At 28.5% G+C, this 16060-nt stretch carries 16 protein-coding genes; all 16 read left to right on the top strand.

Annotated elements, in window-relative coordinates; translation table 11 throughout:
* The first annotated feature begins 9 nt into the window (after positions 1-9).
* The 16 genes from BT151_RS11930 to BT151_RS11855 all read left to right on the top strand — a co-directional run bounded on the left by BT151_RS11930 (position 10) and on the right by BT151_RS11855 (position 16044).
* Positions 10-789, top strand: coding sequence for a glycosyltransferase family 2 protein (locus BT151_RS11930; protein ID WP_072402440.1), 780 nt, complete (start codon positions 10-12; stop codon positions 787-789).
* A 21-nt stretch (positions 790-810) separates the two neighbouring features.
* Positions 811-1758, top strand: a complete 948-nt coding sequence (locus tag BT151_RS11925) for a glycosyltransferase family 2 protein (protein ID WP_072402438.1) — start codon at positions 811-813, stop codon at positions 1756-1758.
* Positions 1759-1830: 72 nt separating this feature from the next.
* A complete protein-coding gene (locus BT151_RS11920; protein ID WP_072402436.1) occupies positions 1831-2691 on the top strand; it encodes a glycosyltransferase family 2 protein in 861 nt (286 codons plus the stop codon).
* Positions 2692-2712: 21 nt separating this feature from the next.
* The gene (locus BT151_RS11915; RefSeq protein ID WP_072402434.1) at positions 2713-3549 is read left to right on the top strand and encodes a glycosyltransferase family 2 protein; all 837 of its coding nucleotides are present in this window, start codon (positions 2713-2715) and stop codon (positions 3547-3549) included.
* Between the two features lie 3 nt (positions 3550-3552).
* On the top strand, positions 3553-4350 hold the full coding sequence (locus BT151_RS11910; RefSeq protein WP_245794812.1) for a glycosyltransferase family 2 protein: 798 nt from the start codon (positions 3553-3555) through the stop codon (positions 4348-4350).
* Between the two features lie 15 nt (positions 4351-4365).
* Positions 4366-5397 carry an acyltransferase family protein gene (locus BT151_RS11905; protein WP_072402430.1) on the top strand — a complete coding sequence of 344 codons (1032 nt, stop codon included), beginning with the start codon at positions 4366-4368 and terminating at the stop codon, positions 5395-5397.
* Positions 5398-5413: 16 nt separating this feature from the next.
* Positions 5414-6148: a hypothetical protein gene (locus BT151_RS11900; RefSeq protein ID WP_072402428.1), complete on the top strand. Its 735-nt coding sequence runs from the start codon at positions 5414-5416 to the stop codon at positions 6146-6148.
* Positions 6149-6150: 2 nt separating this feature from the next.
* Positions 6151-7116 carry a glycosyltransferase family 2 protein gene (locus BT151_RS11895; RefSeq protein WP_072402426.1) on the top strand — a complete coding sequence of 322 codons (966 nt, stop codon included), beginning with the start codon at positions 6151-6153 and terminating at the stop codon, positions 7114-7116.
* Complete coding sequence (locus BT151_RS11890; RefSeq protein WP_084647935.1) at positions 7113-8309, top strand: glycosyltransferase family 4 protein; 1197 nt, start codon at positions 7113-7115, stop codon at positions 8307-8309. The genes BT151_RS11895 and BT151_RS11890 overlap by 4 nt, the downstream gene beginning before the upstream one ends.
* A 1-nt stretch (position 8310) precedes the next feature.
* On the top strand, positions 8311-9378 hold the full coding sequence (locus tag BT151_RS11885) for a glycosyltransferase family 2 protein (RefSeq protein WP_072402422.1): 1068 nt from the start codon (positions 8311-8313) through the stop codon (positions 9376-9378).
* A complete protein-coding gene (locus BT151_RS11880) occupies positions 9375-10526 on the top strand; it encodes a glycosyltransferase (protein WP_072402420.1) in 1152 nt (383 codons plus the stop codon). Before BT151_RS11885 ends, BT151_RS11880 begins: the two co-directional genes overlap by 4 nt.
* Before the next feature lie 62 nt (positions 10527-10588).
* Positions 10589-11743: an acylneuraminate cytidylyltransferase gene (locus BT151_RS11875; protein WP_072402418.1), complete on the top strand. Its 1155-nt coding sequence runs from the start codon at positions 10589-10591 to the stop codon at positions 11741-11743.
* Positions 11744-11757: 14 nt separating this feature from the next.
* On the top strand, positions 11758-12633 hold the full coding sequence (locus BT151_RS11870; protein ID WP_072402416.1) for an N-acetylneuraminate synthase family protein: 876 nt from the start codon (positions 11758-11760) through the stop codon (positions 12631-12633).
* 2 nt (positions 12634-12635) lie between these two features.
* Positions 12636-13457, top strand: a complete 822-nt coding sequence (locus BT151_RS11865) for a polysaccharide pyruvyl transferase family protein (RefSeq protein ID WP_072402414.1) — start codon at positions 12636-12638, stop codon at positions 13455-13457.
* A gap of 6 nt (positions 13458-13463) precedes the next feature.
* Positions 13464-14861 (top strand): glycosyltransferase family 28 protein, encoded by a 1398-nt coding sequence (locus BT151_RS11860; protein ID WP_072402412.1) that lies wholly within the window; start codon positions 13464-13466, stop codon positions 14859-14861.
* Between the two features lie 61 nt (positions 14862-14922).
* Positions 14923-16044, top strand: a complete 1122-nt coding sequence (locus tag BT151_RS11855; RefSeq protein ID WP_072402410.1) for an acyltransferase family protein — start codon at positions 14923-14925, stop codon at positions 16042-16044.
* Positions 16045-16060 lie beyond the last annotated feature (16 nt).

Genomic DNA, 16060 nt, shown 5'->3' with positions numbered 1-16060 from the left:
AATATAAAAATGCAAAAACTGTCCATAATAACAGTTAATTACAATAATAAGTTTGGCTTGCAAAGAACGCTAGATAGTGTATTGAGTCAAGCTTGGCAAGGCTTTGAATATATAGTCATTGATGGTGGTTCTACCGATGGAAGCAAGGAGTTAATAGAATCAAATAAAAAACATCTTAGTTTTTGGGTTAGCGAACCAGATAATGGTATTTATAATGCCATGAACAAAGGTATAAATGTAGCCAAAGGAGATTATTTGTTCTTTCTAAATAGTGGTGATGATTTTATAGATTCTACCTCTTTAGAAAAAATAGCTTCATGTTTAACTGGAGAGGATATTGTGTATTTTAATATAAATCAAATAAAAGAAGAGGTAGTAAAAGTAAAACAGACACCTGCTCTATTATCATTCGCTTATTTACACCATGATTTACCTCCGCATCAATCAACATTTATAAAAAAACAGTTATTTGATAAATTTGGATATTATGATGAAGATTTAAAAATTGTTTCGGATTGGAAGTTTATTATTATCGCTTTTATAAAGCATAATGCGACTTACAAATATGTAGATGATGTGTTTACAAATTTTTATTATGGAGGGATAAGTACTAATGAAGATAGTATGATTTTAATGAAAAAAGAGAGGGAAATAATTTTAAACAAAGAGTTTCCAATTCTTATGAATGATCTCAAATATAAATTTAAGTTAGAAAGAATTATTAGAGTTTTAAGAAAATCAAAAAAGATTCAATTATTAATAAAGCTTGGTTTAATTAATAAGTTTTAAACTAAAAATTATATTTCGTCTATGAAATTTTCGGTTTCTGTTATTATTCCTGCCTATAATTGTGACCTCTTCATTGAAAAAGCAATAAATTCAGTACTGTTGCAGCCTGAAGTGGTTGAAATAATTGTGGTAAATGATGGAAGTCGTGATAAAACACAAAATATTCTTGAAAATTTACAAAAGCAAAACCCAATAATTAAAATATATTATCATCAAAATAATAAAAACAGAGGACGCGCTGCGAGTAGAAATTTAGGTATAAAAAAGTCTAAAGGCAATTATGTAGCTTTTTTAGATGCTGATGATTTTTATTTAGAAAATAGGTTTGTTCTTGATAAGAAAATCTTTGAGACAAATAAAGATGCAGATGGTGTTTATAATGCTGTTGGGTTTTGCTTTTATAGGGAATTGACATCTGTAGAAGAACAAGAGCTAACATTAAACACAGTAAATCAAATAATAAATCCTGAAGCCCTTTTTGAAGCATTAATTTCAGGAAAACATGGACATTTTCAAATAGACGGTTTAACTGTAAAAAAAGCAATTTTTGATTTTACGGGATTTTTTAACGAAACCTTGGTAGTAGCTGAGGATACAGATATTTTTTGGAAAATGGCAATAAAGGCTAAACTTTACACAGGAGTTATAGACTATCCTTTAGCTTTAAGAGGTGTTCATAATTCAAATGTTTTTAATAGAGACGATTTGTATAAAGAGTATACAATTAAAATGTATGAGTCTTTAATTTTTTGGAGCAGTAAAAATAAAGTATCAATTGCAATAGCTGATACTTTATTTAAATGGATATGGCTTATAACTTATAAACAAAAAAATACTTTAATTAATTATATAAAGTATTGGAGCTATTTATTTATTAATACTCCTAGATTTTTGTTTTCTGTATTGAGTATCAAATACTTCCCTATAATTAGGCTTAGACAAAAACTTTTCCCATTTTTGTTTAAGTAATTTTGTGCTATTTGTATCAAAGGCTTTGATAAATAGACAAAATAGTTAATGTTAGAATTTAATTTTTTTTAAATGAAAGTGAACAGCAATGTTACTGTTGTAATTCCCTGTTTTAATGACGGAGACTTTATTATTGAGGCTTTAAACTCTATTTTAAACCAAACACTAAAAGCAGAAAAGATTATTATTGTTGATGATGGATCTGATATTAAAACAAAAAAAAATCTAGAAACTATTCAGTATGAAAATGTTGAAGTTGTTTTTCAAGATAATAAAGGGGTTTGTAAAGCACGGAATGTAGGTATAGGTTTAGCGAAAACAGAGTATATTTTAAATCTGGATGCCGATGATTATTTTGAACTTAATTTTATTGAAAAAGCTGTAGAGATATTAAATGATAATTTGAATATTGGTGTTGTTGGTTGTTTTTACAAAATGTTAAAAAACAAAAAAATAGGTAATAAAATTATAAAGCCTTTAGGTGGTTCCACAACAAATTTTCTGGCTAAAAACAATGCAATGAATTGCTCTATGTTCAGAAAAAAATGCTGGGAACAAGCTTCTGGTTATGACGAGAATATGTATAATGGTTATGAAGATTGGGATTTTTGGCTTTCCATTTTAAAAAATGGTTGGCTCATGTACATCATTAAAGAACCACTGTTTATTTATAGAGTGAAAACTATATCTAGAGATAGCAACGCTTTAGAAAATCATGACACAGAATTAAGAAACTATATATTCCAGAAGCATAAACAAATATATCTAGATAATTTTGAGTCTTTTACAAATCAATTGCTTTATGTAAATCACCAATTAAAAAGAAGTAAACTAAAAGCGATAAACTCATTAAATTACAGATTAGGAAGTGCTATTTTAGCACCGCTAAGGTTTTTAAAAAAACATATTGGTATTTTGAAAAAAGTAAAATAGTATTATCAAGATTTTTTTTGAATGAATAAACGCGTTTCCATAATAGTTCCCTGTTATAAACAAGCTCATTTTTTAGATGAAACGCTGCAATCTGTATTAAATCAAACTTATGCTAACTGGGAATGTATCATTGTTAATGATGGAAGCCCAGATAATACTGAGATTGTTGCAAAACAATGGTGCTCAAATGATAAAAGATTCAAATATCTGTATAAAGAAAATGGAGGTTTATCTAGCGCCAGAAATGCAGGTATAAAAATTTGTGATGGAGATTATATACTTCCTTTAGATGCTGATGATATTATTGATGCCAGTTTTTTAACCACATTGGTTCCAGAATTAAATAAAGACCAATCCTTAGCAATAGTATCATGTTACAGCTTGTTTTTTGATAAGAATTTAGATAATATTATTTATGAATTGAAGCCAAAGGGAAATACGCACCTCAATCTACTTTATGCAAACCAATTAATTGCAACCTCATTATATAGAAAAAAATGTTGGGAAGCGGTTAGTGGTTATGATGAAAGTATGAAGAGTGGTTTTGAAGATTGGGAGTTCTGGCTTGCCATTACCAAGCGAGGTTGGAAATATAAAATAGTTGATGAGTTTTTGTTTTATTATAGAAAATCAAAAAAATCGATGCTTGTTGATACAATTAAAAACCATTCAGAAAAGAACAGAGAATACATTTACACAAAGCATAAAGAACTTTATATTGATGATTTTGATAATTGCATGCGGGTACTTTTTTATCAATTAGGCACGCACCGTAAAAGTGAAATGAAAATTAAAAACTCAATAGAATATAAAATAGCAAAACTAATTTGTATACCTTTTAAGATTTTTAAAAAATAAAAGTTGTTACAATTACTAGATATGATTTCAGTTATTATTAGAAATAAAAACCAAGATAAAGCATTAAGTTTTTTGCTTAAAAACTTAACCGAAAGGTACTCTAATGATATAGGTGAAATTATAGTAATAGATAATTTATCTACAGACAAAAGCGAAGAAGTATCAAATCAATACGGAGCTAAATTTGTAACCATTAAAAACTTTAGTTATGGTGGGAGCGCTAATTTTGCAGTAAAACAAACCAAGTTCCACATTGTTGTTATCTTCAGCGCACACTCTTACCCAGTGAGTCATGATTTTTTTAAACTAATCCAAAATAAATTTGATAAAAATTCAAATTTAGCTGGGTTAAGGTGTTTGCATCAACCAAATGATTATAAAAATTTCATTAACAATATTTCTGCTAAAGAAGATCCTAACAAATCAGGGTTGATATTTTCAGGTTCAGCATTTAGTAAAAAGGTTTGGGAAAAACATCCTTTTAAGGAAGATGTTCCTACTTTTGAAGATAAAGAATGGTCTACTAGAGTTTTAAAAGCAGGATATGATATAGATTTTGTGCCTTCTATTTTTGCTTATGAAATTGAGCGAAATAGAAAGCAATTGTTTTTTAGGTTTAAAAATGACGTTGTCGGCAATTACCAATTGTGGCACCAAGATATTAGTTTTGGGAATGCCTCAAAAGGATTTGTATTTTCAATTTTTAGACTAACTAAATACTTCTTCATTGATTTGTACTATGGGGTAAAGCGCTATTTTTTTCTATTAAAGTTTATTTTCAACAAACCAAATAAGTTTTAATTACGAATCTTAAGAATGCATAAAGATAATAATTTCGATTTTTTAAGATTTTTATTTGCGGTGTTTGTAGTTATATCGCATGCGTATGCTTTATCAGGCGTTAATGAAAGTTCTGAATGGTTTCATCAAATTTCAAATGGCCAAATTGTATTGTCACAATTAGGGTTGAGCGGTTTTTTTATTATTAGTGGTTATTTTATTTTTCAAAGTTTACAACGAAGCAAAAGTTTTTTTAGTTATTATAAAAAGCGTTTTTTAAGGCTTTTTCCAGCACTTTTTTTTGTTTTATTACTTACACTTATATTAGCGCCGTTTGTATATAAAAGCGAAATTTCTTTTTTTCAAAATAAAGAAGTGTATAGTTACCTTCCATATAACCTGTTGCTATATTTTTTTCAGTCAGGTATTAAAGGAATATTTGATACAAATGCTTACCACGCCATTAATGGGTCTTTATGGACTATAAGGTATGAGTTTTCATTATATGTTGCCATTGGATTGTTATATTTTTTTAGGAATGATTTTAAAGGGGTTCGAATTTTAATTGCAGCAGTTTTTGCAATTTTAATTATAACTTATAATTTTTTTATAGAAAGATTTGCAGGTTCTTCAATTTTAGGGATGCAAGGATATCATATTTTAAATTTAGGTACATTTTTTGTTTGTGGTAGTTTATTGGCGTCATTTAATTTTGAAGAAATAAAAAGCAGCATTTTACTAATAATCACCATTATAGTATTTGCATTAGCCATTTATTTTAATTTTTACAATTATATAAAACATATTGTTTTCCCTATTATGGTTTTATTAATTGGGTTTGCTCCACTTCCTTTTTTTAGTACTTTTGGTAAAATTGGCGATCTGTCTTATGGGATTTATATTTATAGTTTTCCTGTTCAACAAACCATGATTTATTTCTTTGATTTGAATGTATATCAGTTAATAATTTATTCTCTGATGGTTTCGATAATGTTTGGTTATTTATCGTGGCATTTTGTAGAGAAAAAAGCGTTAGCGTATAAAAAGAATTTTTTAAAGTTTAATTAAAAACAGGTAATAATGTATGTTTAACAAAATAAAAGCAATAATTAGAGAAATAATTAATGAAAATAAAAGGTTGCACCATTTAAATTATTGCCAATTAAAAGAACTTGAGTGGGCACATATATTTCATGATAGTATAAGAGGAAAGAAATGGCTTGAAGACCAGCCAATAAACATAGGTAGGTGGGCCGGAAATTATGCTTTTTACTATGTGTTAAATCGAATTTTATCAGATTACAAACCTACCAATATTATTGAATTTGGTTTAGGAGAGTCAAGTAAATTTATATCTATTTATTTAGATAATTATTTAAAAGAAAGCAAACATCTAATTATAGAACAAAATCAAGAATGGTATGATAATTTCACTAATAACTTTAAGTTATCATCAAATACTCAAGTTAAGATTTGTAATGTAGTTACTAAGCAAGTAAATGGGCACGAAACAAATAGCTATGAAAATATAAATCAATTGGTTGATACCAAGTTTGATTTATATATTATAGATGGACCAATTGGCAGTAAACATTATTCTAGACACGATATTGTGGATTTAGCAACCCGTTTAACAAAGCATGATGATTTTATTATAATAATAGACGATGTTAATAGAAAAGGGGAGCAAGAAACAACCAAAGATTTAGTTGAAACATTAGAGAAAAAAGGTGTAATTATATATAAAAAAAAGTATTTTGGTAATAAAAGTTTGATGTTGTTAGTAACAGAGAAGTTTAAATATGCAACTTCATTTTAAATATGGAACCATTAGTATCTATAATTATTCCAACCTTTAACAGAGCTCATTTAATTGTAAAAACATTAAATTCTGTAATACAGCAAACGTACCATAATTGGGAGTGCATCATTGTTGACGATTTTTCTAAAGATAAGACAGTCGATGTATTAAGGGCTTTTTGTAACCAAGATAAGCGTTTTAAGTTTTATGTAAGACCAGAAGAGCAGGTTAAAGGAGCTCCTACTTGTAGGAATATAGGTTTATTCAAATCAAATGGGGATTATGTTATCTTTTTAGATTCAGATGATACCTTAATGCCTGAATGTTTAAATAATAGGATTTTAGAATTTCAAAAAAACCACGAACAAGATTTCTTGATATTTCCTATGGGAATTAAAAAGGATGATGCAGTTTTAAAAAGAGACATTCAAGAAAGTTCTATTCATTTAATAGATTTTCTAAACTATAAGTTACCATGGTCTATTATGTGCCCTATTTGGAAGCGTGGATTTATAATAAATCTTAAAGGGTTTAAGGAAGGGTATCCAAGATTAAATGATCCTGAATTGATGATTAGAGCTTTGCTAGTTCCAAATGTAAAATACAAAGTATTTAATAATGTAGAATACGACACCGTTTATTATCCAAACATTACTGATTGGACATTGCTTAAAGAAAAATATTTTAATAGTTTGCTGCTTTTTATACCAGATATTTGCAATGAACTAGAATTAAGAAAAAATTCAAAATTAAAAAAGAACTTAAATAATTACTTAAAAGTTTGGTTTAGAGATTTTTATTTTCCGAGCAATCAAAACCTATTACATGAGAATAGAATATTAATTAAGATGTTTTATAAAAGAGGGATTACCTCATTAACTAAAACAATTGGATTAACCATTATGTATTACAGTTACATTGTTTTATCCTATTTGCGTAGGGTGTTAATTAAAAATATTATTAAGATAACGGACAATAAGAATTGAATAAAATCAAAAAGCATATCAAGCAATTTGTGCGATTTATACAATCTCTTTTCGGGTTTTTTAAATTTCAAATCTTTGAATCTAAGAAAATCAATAACGCCGAAGTCGTGTTTATTCTTCCATATTTCCAAACAGGAGGAGCGGAACGTGTTCATCTTAATATTGTTAAGAGTGTAAAGGATAAAAAATCATGTATATTGTTTACGCATAACTCTGCAACAGATAATTTTAAAGAAGATTTTTCTCAATATTCTGAAATTATAGAGATTAATAAAATACTTAGTAAAAACAATAATTTCATAAATAGTTTATTAAAAAAACATATTGCCAAAACTATAAACAACAACCAGGCACTGATAAGTGTTTTTTCAAGTAATACTAATTTCTTCTATGAACTATTACCACTAGTTAAAGAACATATAATTACAGTAGATTTAATTCATGCCATATCAGGAGAAAATCCAATATTAGTAAATCATTATATAGCAAGTAGCCATGATATTACCAACAGAGTTGTTATAAATAATAAGGCTTACAGCGATATTTTATTAAATTATAAGAAATACAAAGTTGATAATGAATGTTATAACAAAGTTATAATTATTGAAAATGCAATAGGTATTGATAATAATGAAAAACTTAATAATAGAGATGGTATAAAAATTGGATTTGTAGGACGATGGTCCAAAGAAAAAAGACCAGAAATGTTTTTGAAGATTTCTGCTGAAATAACAAAAGTAGACACTTCTATTAAGTTTGTAATGGCAGGTATAGGTATGAAAAGTAATATCAAAATGATTAATGAATCTGGAGTTTCTTTTTTAGGAGAAATAACTGACGATATTACTTTGAATCAATTCTATAAATCATTAACTTTTGTCTTGATTACATCTTTTAGGGAAGGATTCCCAATGATTATTCCAGAAGCTATGGCACAAGGAGTTATACCAATTTCTACCAATGTTGGAGGAATTAGCGAACATATAATGAGCTTCGAAAATGGTATCTTAATTGATGATGATGATGATGAAATAGTAAATCAATTTGTAGATGTAATTATTAAATTGATAAACGATAAGGAGTTAGTATCAAAACTATCTTTAAACGCATTCAATTATTCAAGAAAGCATTTTGATATTGAAGCCTTTAACAAAAAATATAGAAAGGCGTTACTTAAAGAACTATACTCTTAAAATGATAACCATCGTATTAACATATAGAAATAGAGATTTAAACATTGTTGAAACGTGTTTAAAATCTTTAAAAACACAAACTAATAGCAGGTTTGAGGTGGTTTTGGTAGATTATGGTAGTCAAGACAAATTTAAAGATCAGCTTTATGCAGTAGTACAATCGTATAAGTTTGTTAAGTTGTTAAGATGTGACACCGAACAGCAACTTTGGTGTAAATCGAAAGCTATAAATATGGTTTTAAAAAAAACAGTAACACCTAAGTTTTTTGTGGGTGATGTAGATATGATTTATCATCCCGATTTTATTGAAACCCTTCATAATTTAAAACAGAATAACAAAGTAGTGTATTTTCAAGTAGGGTTTTTAAATGAAGCAGAATCAAAAATTAGTAAAGTATTTGATGCTTATAAAATTAACTTTGAGTCGAATGAGGAAGCAACGGGTATGACTTTGTTTAACTCTGAAGTTTTAAGGGCTATAAATGGATATGATGAATTTTACCATGGTTGGGGCGGGGAAGATACCGATGTGCATGTAAGGCTTAAAAATGCTGGATATAAAGTTTCTTTTTACAGAGAATCTATATTAATGTTGCATCAATGGCATCCCAAACATTATAGGGAAGTTAACGATTTAACACCATTTCACTCATCATTAGAGCAAATAAATCATCAATATTTAGAATTTTCTAAGCATACCAATAAAGTAAAAGCTAACGAAAGTTTTAATTGGGGAATCTATAATGAATTAGATTATACAACTTTAAAAACGGTCGATTTAAATTTTCAGCTAACAAATAAGGAGGGAGAAATAAAAGCGTTTATTAGTAATGTTTTATTGTCTGAAACGGATAAAGTAGTAAAAGTTGTAATAACTCATAATGCAGACTATACTTCCATCAAGCAAAAAACAAAAAAAATATTAGGTAAAAAAACGGTATTGTTTTTAGATATGCAAACTATAAACAATATGCTTTTAGAGTGTGTTGTAAATAATTTGAGAACTAAAGTGTATCAATTTCAGTATAACTTCAATATGCAAACCATTCATTTCACTATTAAGTTATGAGGATATTAATGGTTTCGATGAATTCTATCCATTTTGTACGGTGGACACAGCAACTTAAAGATTCTGGACACGAAGTATTTTGGTTCGATATTTTAGATGGTGGTAGGGCAGAAGGGCTGCCTTGGGTATATCAAATTACAGGATGGAAACAAAAGTTTCCAAATTTTAAAGGCAGGTATTTTTTAAAAAAAAGAGTGCCTTTTTTGTATAAAAAATTAAGCTTTTTGTTTGAAAATAATACAGAGAAAGTGTTTGAAAAGGTGCTGCATGACGTAAAACCAGATATGGTGCACAGTGTGGTTATGTATATTTCTTGTGTACCTATTTTAAACGTAATGCAAAAGCACGATACTTTGACATGGATATATTCTTCATGGGGAAGCGATTTGTATTATTTTAAAAATATTCACACTTACAAACAAGATATTTTAAGAGTTTTACCAAGAGTAAACCATTTAATTACAGATTGCAAACGCGATATTTCGATTGCCAAAAAATTAGGCTTTAAAGGGCAGGTTTTGGGAACGTTTCCTGGAGGGGGCGGATTTGATTATAAGGAAACCAATAAGTATATAAAACCAGTTTCTAAACGAAGTACTATTCTTGTAAAAGGTTCTCAAGGGCGTTCTGGACGTGCCATTGAGGTCATTAAGGCATTGGAGTTAATAAAAGAAGAATTGAAAGGGTATCAAATTATAGTATTTGGAGCAGATAAAGAGGTTGAAAACTATATCACTAGAAAGGGTATTTCAACAAAAATATTGTTAAAGGTTCTGTCTAGAAGTAATTTTTTGCCACATGATGCTATTTTAAAACTTATGGGAGAAGCAATGATTTATATAGGAAACAGTAATTCTGATGGTATGCCCAATACTCTTTTAGAGGCCATTGCACAAGGAGTATTCCCAATCCAGTCTAACCCTGGAGGAGCTTCATCAGAAGTGATAATACACGGTGAAAATGGATTTTTAATTGAAAACTGTAATGATTTAGAGGAAATAAAGAAATTAATTATTAAAGCTATTTCCAATTCAGAATTAATGGAAAAGGCTTTTGAAATAAATCAAAATAATATAAAACCAAAATTTGAAAGAACACTCATTAAAAAACAAGTTTTGAATGCTTATAGTAAAGTTTTAAAAAATTGATGTACTATATTATTTCAATAGTAAAAACTGTATTTTAGCAATTGTACAATTATTAAGTAATAATGAAAAAAATAGGATTCATTCCACTAAGAAAAGGCTCAAAAGGTATTCCCAATAAAAACAAACGTAAAATGGTTGGAAGGCCTTTATTTACTTGGGTTTTAGGTGAAGCTATTTTTTCTAATCTGGATGAAGTTGTTGTTTATACCGATGATGAAAGTATCATAGAATTTATAAATAAAGAATACCATTGGACAAATAAGGTAAAAGCTTTATTGCGAAGCAAAGAAAGTGCAAGCGATACAGCCTCTACAGAATTTGCTATGTTAGAATTTTGTGACACTATAAATTATGATTTTGATGTTTTTTGTTTATTACAAGCTACATCACCTTTCACTAAAAAAGAAGATATTAATATCTGTTTAGATAAGTTGAATGAGGGTTATGATTCTGCCTTAACCGTTGTAAATACGCATCGATTTTTATGGGATAAAGAAGGGGGGGCTATTAATTATAATACCCAAGCAAGACCACGTCGACAAGATTTTGAGGGTTTATTAATCGAAAACGGAGCGGTTTACACTTCAACTAAAGAAAGTTTAATAAGTACTAAAAATAGATTAGGAAATAATGTAGCTGTAGTACAAATGACTGAAGAATCTTTATATGAAATAGATTCTGAATCAGATTGGATAGTTGTTGAGCAGTCGCTTATAGAACGTCAAAAACGAGAAAAAAAATCAAAAAAAATAACACATGTGGTTTTAGATGTAGATGGCGTTTTTACTGATGGCACAATTACATATACCAAAGAAGGGGAACATACCAAAAGTTTTGATATGCGAGATGGCATGGGTCTTGAAATTTTAAGACAGTTTGATGTAGAGGTTATGGTAATGACTTCTGAAAATTCAGAACTTGTTTCTAAGCGTATGGAAAAACTAAAAATCGAACACGTATTTTTAGGTGTAAAGGATAAATATACTTTGTTAAAACAAGTTATACAAAATAAAAAAATCAATTTAAGTAATGTGGCTTATATTGGTGATGATGTTAATGATCTAACTAATATTTGTAGTGTTGGATGGTCTCTAACTCCAAATAACGCTACAGATGTAGTAAAACTAAATGCAGATATTGTATTATCTAAAAACTCTGGTTCTGGTGCTATTAGAGAAGCTTGTGAATTTATAATGAATTATAATAAAAGGTTTTAAAAGCCAAAAATTTAATGAATACATACAAGAAACCTTATATAATAGCAGAAATTGGTTGCAATCATAAAGGCGATATGGAGATTGCAAAAGAACTGATTAAGGTTGCCAAAATATTTTGCAATGTTGATGCAGTAAAATTTCAAAAACGAAATAATAAAGAATTATTAACCGATGAGCAATACAACCAACCACATCCAAATCCTGTAAACTCTTATGGTAATACATATGGAGCTCATCGTGAATATTTAGAGTTTGATGTTAAACAACACAAAAAATTAAAATCATATTGTGAAGAAATTGGTATTACGTATTCAACGTCTGTTTGGGATTTAACATCAGCTAAAGAGATAACATCTTTAAATCCAGAATTTATTAAAATTCCATCGGCATGTAATAATAATGTAGTTATGTTAGAATGGTTATGCAATAATTACAAAGGCGAATTACATATATCAACTGGTATGACTACTAAAGATGAAATAGAAGATTTAGTGAATCTTTTTAAAAAGCATAACAGAAATAAAGATTTAGTACTTTATAACTGTACATCAGGTTATCCTGTGCCTTTTGAAGACGTATGCCTTTTAGATATCAATCTATTATTAGATAAATATGATAATGATGTAAAACATATTGGATTTTCAGGTCATCACCTAGGAATTGCAGTTGACGTAGCAGCTTATACTTTGGGGGCAAATATTATAGAAAGACATTATACTATTGATAGAACTTGGAAAGGAACAGATCATGCAGCTTCTTTAGAACCTATGGGTTTGCGTAAACTATCAAGAGATGTAAATGCAGTTTACAAAGCTTTAAAGTACAAAAACCAAGATATTTTGCCCATCGAGCAAGTACAACGCGATAAGTTGAAAAATCAAAAAGGATAAAAATGGCTTCATCAGATAAGATTAGGTTATTTTGGTGGAATGAAGTTAAGCTACAAGGAAAATCTAAAGAGAATTATGGTGATTTACTTGGTAAATACCTAGTTGAAAAAATTTCACATAAGAAAGTGGTTTGGAGTAAACCAGATGCGTTTTCTTTTCACGATTTTTTTAGTCCAATATATGTTACAATTGGTAGTGTTTTAACTCATGTAAATAGCAAATGTGTTATTTGGGGTAGTGGCATTATTTCAAAAAAACACCCAATTAAAAAAGCTGAGTTTTTAGCAGTACGTGGACCGCAAACTAGAGCTTTTTTATTAAATCAAGGATATGATGTTCCTGCCATTTATGGTGATCCTGCATTGTTATTACCAAAATATTATAATCCTAAAATAAAACAAGAGTATAAAATAGGAGTGATTCCACATTATAATGATTTTAAAAAAATAAAGGATTTCTACAAAGAAGAGAGTTCTGTATTGATTATTGATTTAATGACAAATAATGTTGAGAAAACTACTAATGAATTTTTAAAATGTGAAAAAATTGTATCATCATCATTACATGGTGTCATTGTAGCTCACGCGTATGGCATACCGGGAATATGGCAAAAATTTTCAGATGATGTTTTTGGGGATGATATAAAATATCAAGATTATTTTGAATCCGTTTTAATACCTGCTTATAAATCAGATGTAAAGGATTTAAAAATGAATTTGAATGAATTGCAAAGCCTTTTTGATAATAAAGAATCCCTTCCTAAAAGTGAAGTAATTGATAAATTATGTGCAAGTTTAATGGTAGTTTGCCCTTTTAAAAGTTAATTATAGATGAAGAAAAAAGTATTTGTTTTTTTTCCTGATGGTGTGGGTCTAAGAAATTTCGCTTTTACAGATTTTAAGACAATAGGCGAAAAAATAGGTTTTGATATTACATATTGGAACAATACTGTATTCTCACTAAAAGATAATCTAGGTTTTAAAGAAATTAAGATAGAAGATCATACTGCTCATCCTTTATTACCAATTTATTCCAGAGCAAGAAAACATGCAGAGTTAAATGTGTCGAGAGATAAATTCAATGACAATGTGTACCCAACATATAAATTCCCATTTAATTATAACAGATTAAAAAGCATATTTAAGAGTCTGTATGCAAAATGGTTAATAGGTTTATATTCTTCAGAAAAAGGTGTTTTTAAATTAAGACAAAAGATAAATAAGTTAGAACGTTCTACTTCAAAATATAAATACTGTAAATCGCAATTAGAAATACACAAACCAGATTTAGTATTTTGTACAACGCAACGTGCAACGCAGTCTATAAGTGCTTTGTTAGCAGCTAAAGATTTAGGAATTCCGACTATTGCATTTGTATATTCCTGGGATAATGTGCCCAAAGCAATGCAAGTGGTTGATACCGATTATTATTTTGTTTGGAGCGATTTAATGAAGCAACAAGTTTTACAATATTATCCATTTGTGAAAGAAGAGCAAGTAATTGTTACAGGAACGCCACAATTTGAACCACATTATAACACATCTTTATTACAAACAAAAGAGGCTTTTTTTAAAGAATTCGATTTAGATATTAATAAAAAATACATTTGTTATTCTGGTGATGATGAAACTACATCTCCCTTAGATCAATACTATTTAGAAGACTTAGCAAATGCCGTTAGAAGTTTAAATGAAAAGGGAGAAAATTTAGGAATTATTTATAGAAAATGTCCAGTAGATTTCACATCAAGATATGATGCTGTTATTGAAATTAATAAAGATATTATTAAAGTTTTAAACCCTATTTGGAAACAAGTAGGAGCCCAATGGAATCAAGTATTGCCAACTCCTAAAGATTTTAAAATGCTTTATAATGTTTGTGAACATAGTGAGTTTGTAACCAACGTATGTTCTTCAACTGTTTTTGATTTTGTTGCACATAATAAACCTTGTATCTATTATAATTATGAACAACCTCAACTAAAAAAAGGTATTCGGGATATTGGTCAGAATTATAAGTATGTCCATTTCAGAAGTATGCCAAGTAAAGAAGCTGCTATTTTTTGTACAGATAAAAAAGATTTGGAAGGTTTGATACAACAAATTTTAGAGAATAAATTATCGAATGTAGAAGAAGGATTAAAATGGTTTGAAACGGTAGTAGGTAAAGCACCAACAAAAGCTTCAGAGAATATTTGGAAGGCTATTGAAAATTGTTTAAAAGATTAATTGTGATTTTTTCACCTAAATCAATTCCTGTTTTTCAAATAGTATAAGGCGCAATACAATTATGAGTATAACCAAATTAGAAAAACTAAATTACATTGATGCTATTAGAGGGCTTGCTATTATCATGGTAATAATGCACCATACGGCTCAACAGGGGTTTGTGAAAATACCGCATGCCGTTGCAGTTTTTTTAAGTTTAGGTTCCAGAGGCGTACAACTTTTTTTTATTGCTAGTGCTTTTACTTTATTCAGGTCTTATAAGAATAGAAGTTCGGTAGAAAACAAGCCTACTAGGAATTTCTTTATTAGAAGGTTTTTTAGAATAGCTCCAGTATATTATTTAGCCATATTATATTATATGTTTCATGAAAGTTTAGGAGCCAAGTACTGGTTAGGTAGTCAGCCTTTTATTTCTATGTACAACAAAATTTCAAATATGCTATTTTTACATGGCTTTAGTCCGTATTGGACAAACACCTTAGTGCCTGGTGGTTGGTCAATTGCTGTAGAAATGATGTTTTATTTGATTTTTCCTTTTTTATTTTTTCGCATAAAGACTATTAATGATGCTTTTGTGTTTTTAAATATATCATTAATTTTTAAGTTAATTTTTCAAGAAATATTAAGCTATTATCAACTAATGACTTCGGATTTTTTGTGGAACGAGTATTTATTTTATTATTTTCCGTGTCAACTACCTATTTTTGCTTTAGGAATTATAATGTTTTTCTTAATCCAAGATTCTAAAAGTATTAATCAAGTATCAAATAAAACCCTATTATCGTCATTGGCTTTATTACCATTGCAAATAGGATCGGCTCTGGATTTTTTATACTTAAATCATATTATTTTTGGAATTATTTTCGTTGTTTTTGGTGTGCTTTTAAGCAAGGGTAAATTCAGTTTTTTTAACATTACTTTAATTAGATACATTGGAAAAATCAGTTATAGTATGTATATTTTCCATTTTATAGTTATTTCTTGGTTAGCAAAATATCATCTAATGGATTTTTTTGATAATTATTTAATCAATTACGTTACTAGGTTGTTGTTAATTTTATTCATTTCAATCATTATTTCAAAAATAAGTTATAATTTAATTGAAGTGCCATTTCAAAAATTAGCAAAAAAAATAATCTCTAAAATGGAAACTGGCACAAAAGTTTTAGCATCAGAAAGTTAGTTTCATTTATAAACCA

Origin of the sequence: Flaviramulus basaltis (assembly GCF_900114265.1) — a bacterium.
Taxonomy (GTDB): Bacteria; Bacteroidota; Bacteroidia; order Flavobacteriales; family Flavobacteriaceae; genus Flaviramulus; species Flaviramulus basaltis.
This window is presented reverse-complemented; position numbering and strand designations above follow the sequence as displayed.

What these genes read in the sequence shown, in the direction of transcription:
- BT151_RS11920 (WP_072402436.1), top strand. Translation starts at nt 1,831, where the DNA reads ATGAAAGTGAACAGCAATGTTACTGTTGTAATTCCCTGTTTTAATGAC.
- BT151_RS11915 (WP_072402434.1), top strand. Translation starts at nt 2,713, where the DNA reads ATGAATAAACGCGTTTCCATAATAGTTCCCTGTTATAAACAAGCTCAT.
- BT151_RS11905 (WP_072402430.1), top strand. Translation starts at nt 4,366, where the DNA reads ATGCATAAAGATAATAATTTCGATTTTTTAAGATTTTTATTTGCGGTG.
- BT151_RS11895 (WP_072402426.1), top strand. Translation starts at nt 6,151, where the DNA reads ATGGAACCATTAGTATCTATAATTATTCCAACCTTTAACAGAGCTCAT.
- BT151_RS11880 (WP_072402420.1), top strand. Translation starts at nt 9,375, where the DNA reads ATGAGGATATTAATGGTTTCGATGAATTCTATCCATTTTGTACGGTGG.
- BT151_RS11870 (WP_072402416.1), top strand. Translation starts at nt 11,758, where the DNA reads ATGAATACATACAAGAAACCTTATATAATAGCAGAAATTGGTTGCAAT.
- BT151_RS11925 (WP_072402438.1), top strand. Translation starts at nt 811, where the DNA reads ATGAAATTTTCGGTTTCTGTTATTATTCCTGCCTATAATTGTGACCTC.
- BT151_RS11930 (WP_072402440.1), top strand. Translation starts at nt 10, where the DNA reads ATGCAAAAACTGTCCATAATAACAGTTAATTACAATAATAAGTTTGGC.
- BT151_RS11860 (WP_072402412.1), top strand. Translation starts at nt 13,464, where the DNA reads ATGAAGAAAAAAGTATTTGTTTTTTTTCCTGATGGTGTGGGTCTAAGA.
- BT151_RS11875 (WP_072402418.1), top strand. Translation starts at nt 10,589, where the DNA reads ATGAAAAAAATAGGATTCATTCCACTAAGAAAAGGCTCAAAAGGTATT.
- BT151_RS11855 (WP_072402410.1), top strand. Translation starts at nt 14,923, where the DNA reads ATGAGTATAACCAAATTAGAAAAACTAAATTACATTGATGCTATTAGA.
- BT151_RS11885 (WP_072402422.1), top strand. Translation starts at nt 8,311, where the DNA reads ATGATAACCATCGTATTAACATATAGAAATAGAGATTTAAACATTGTT.
- BT151_RS11900 (WP_072402428.1), top strand. Translation starts at nt 5,414, where the DNA reads ATGTTTAACAAAATAAAAGCAATAATTAGAGAAATAATTAATGAAAAT.
- BT151_RS11865 (WP_072402414.1), top strand. Translation starts at nt 12,636, where the DNA reads ATGGCTTCATCAGATAAGATTAGGTTATTTTGGTGGAATGAAGTTAAG.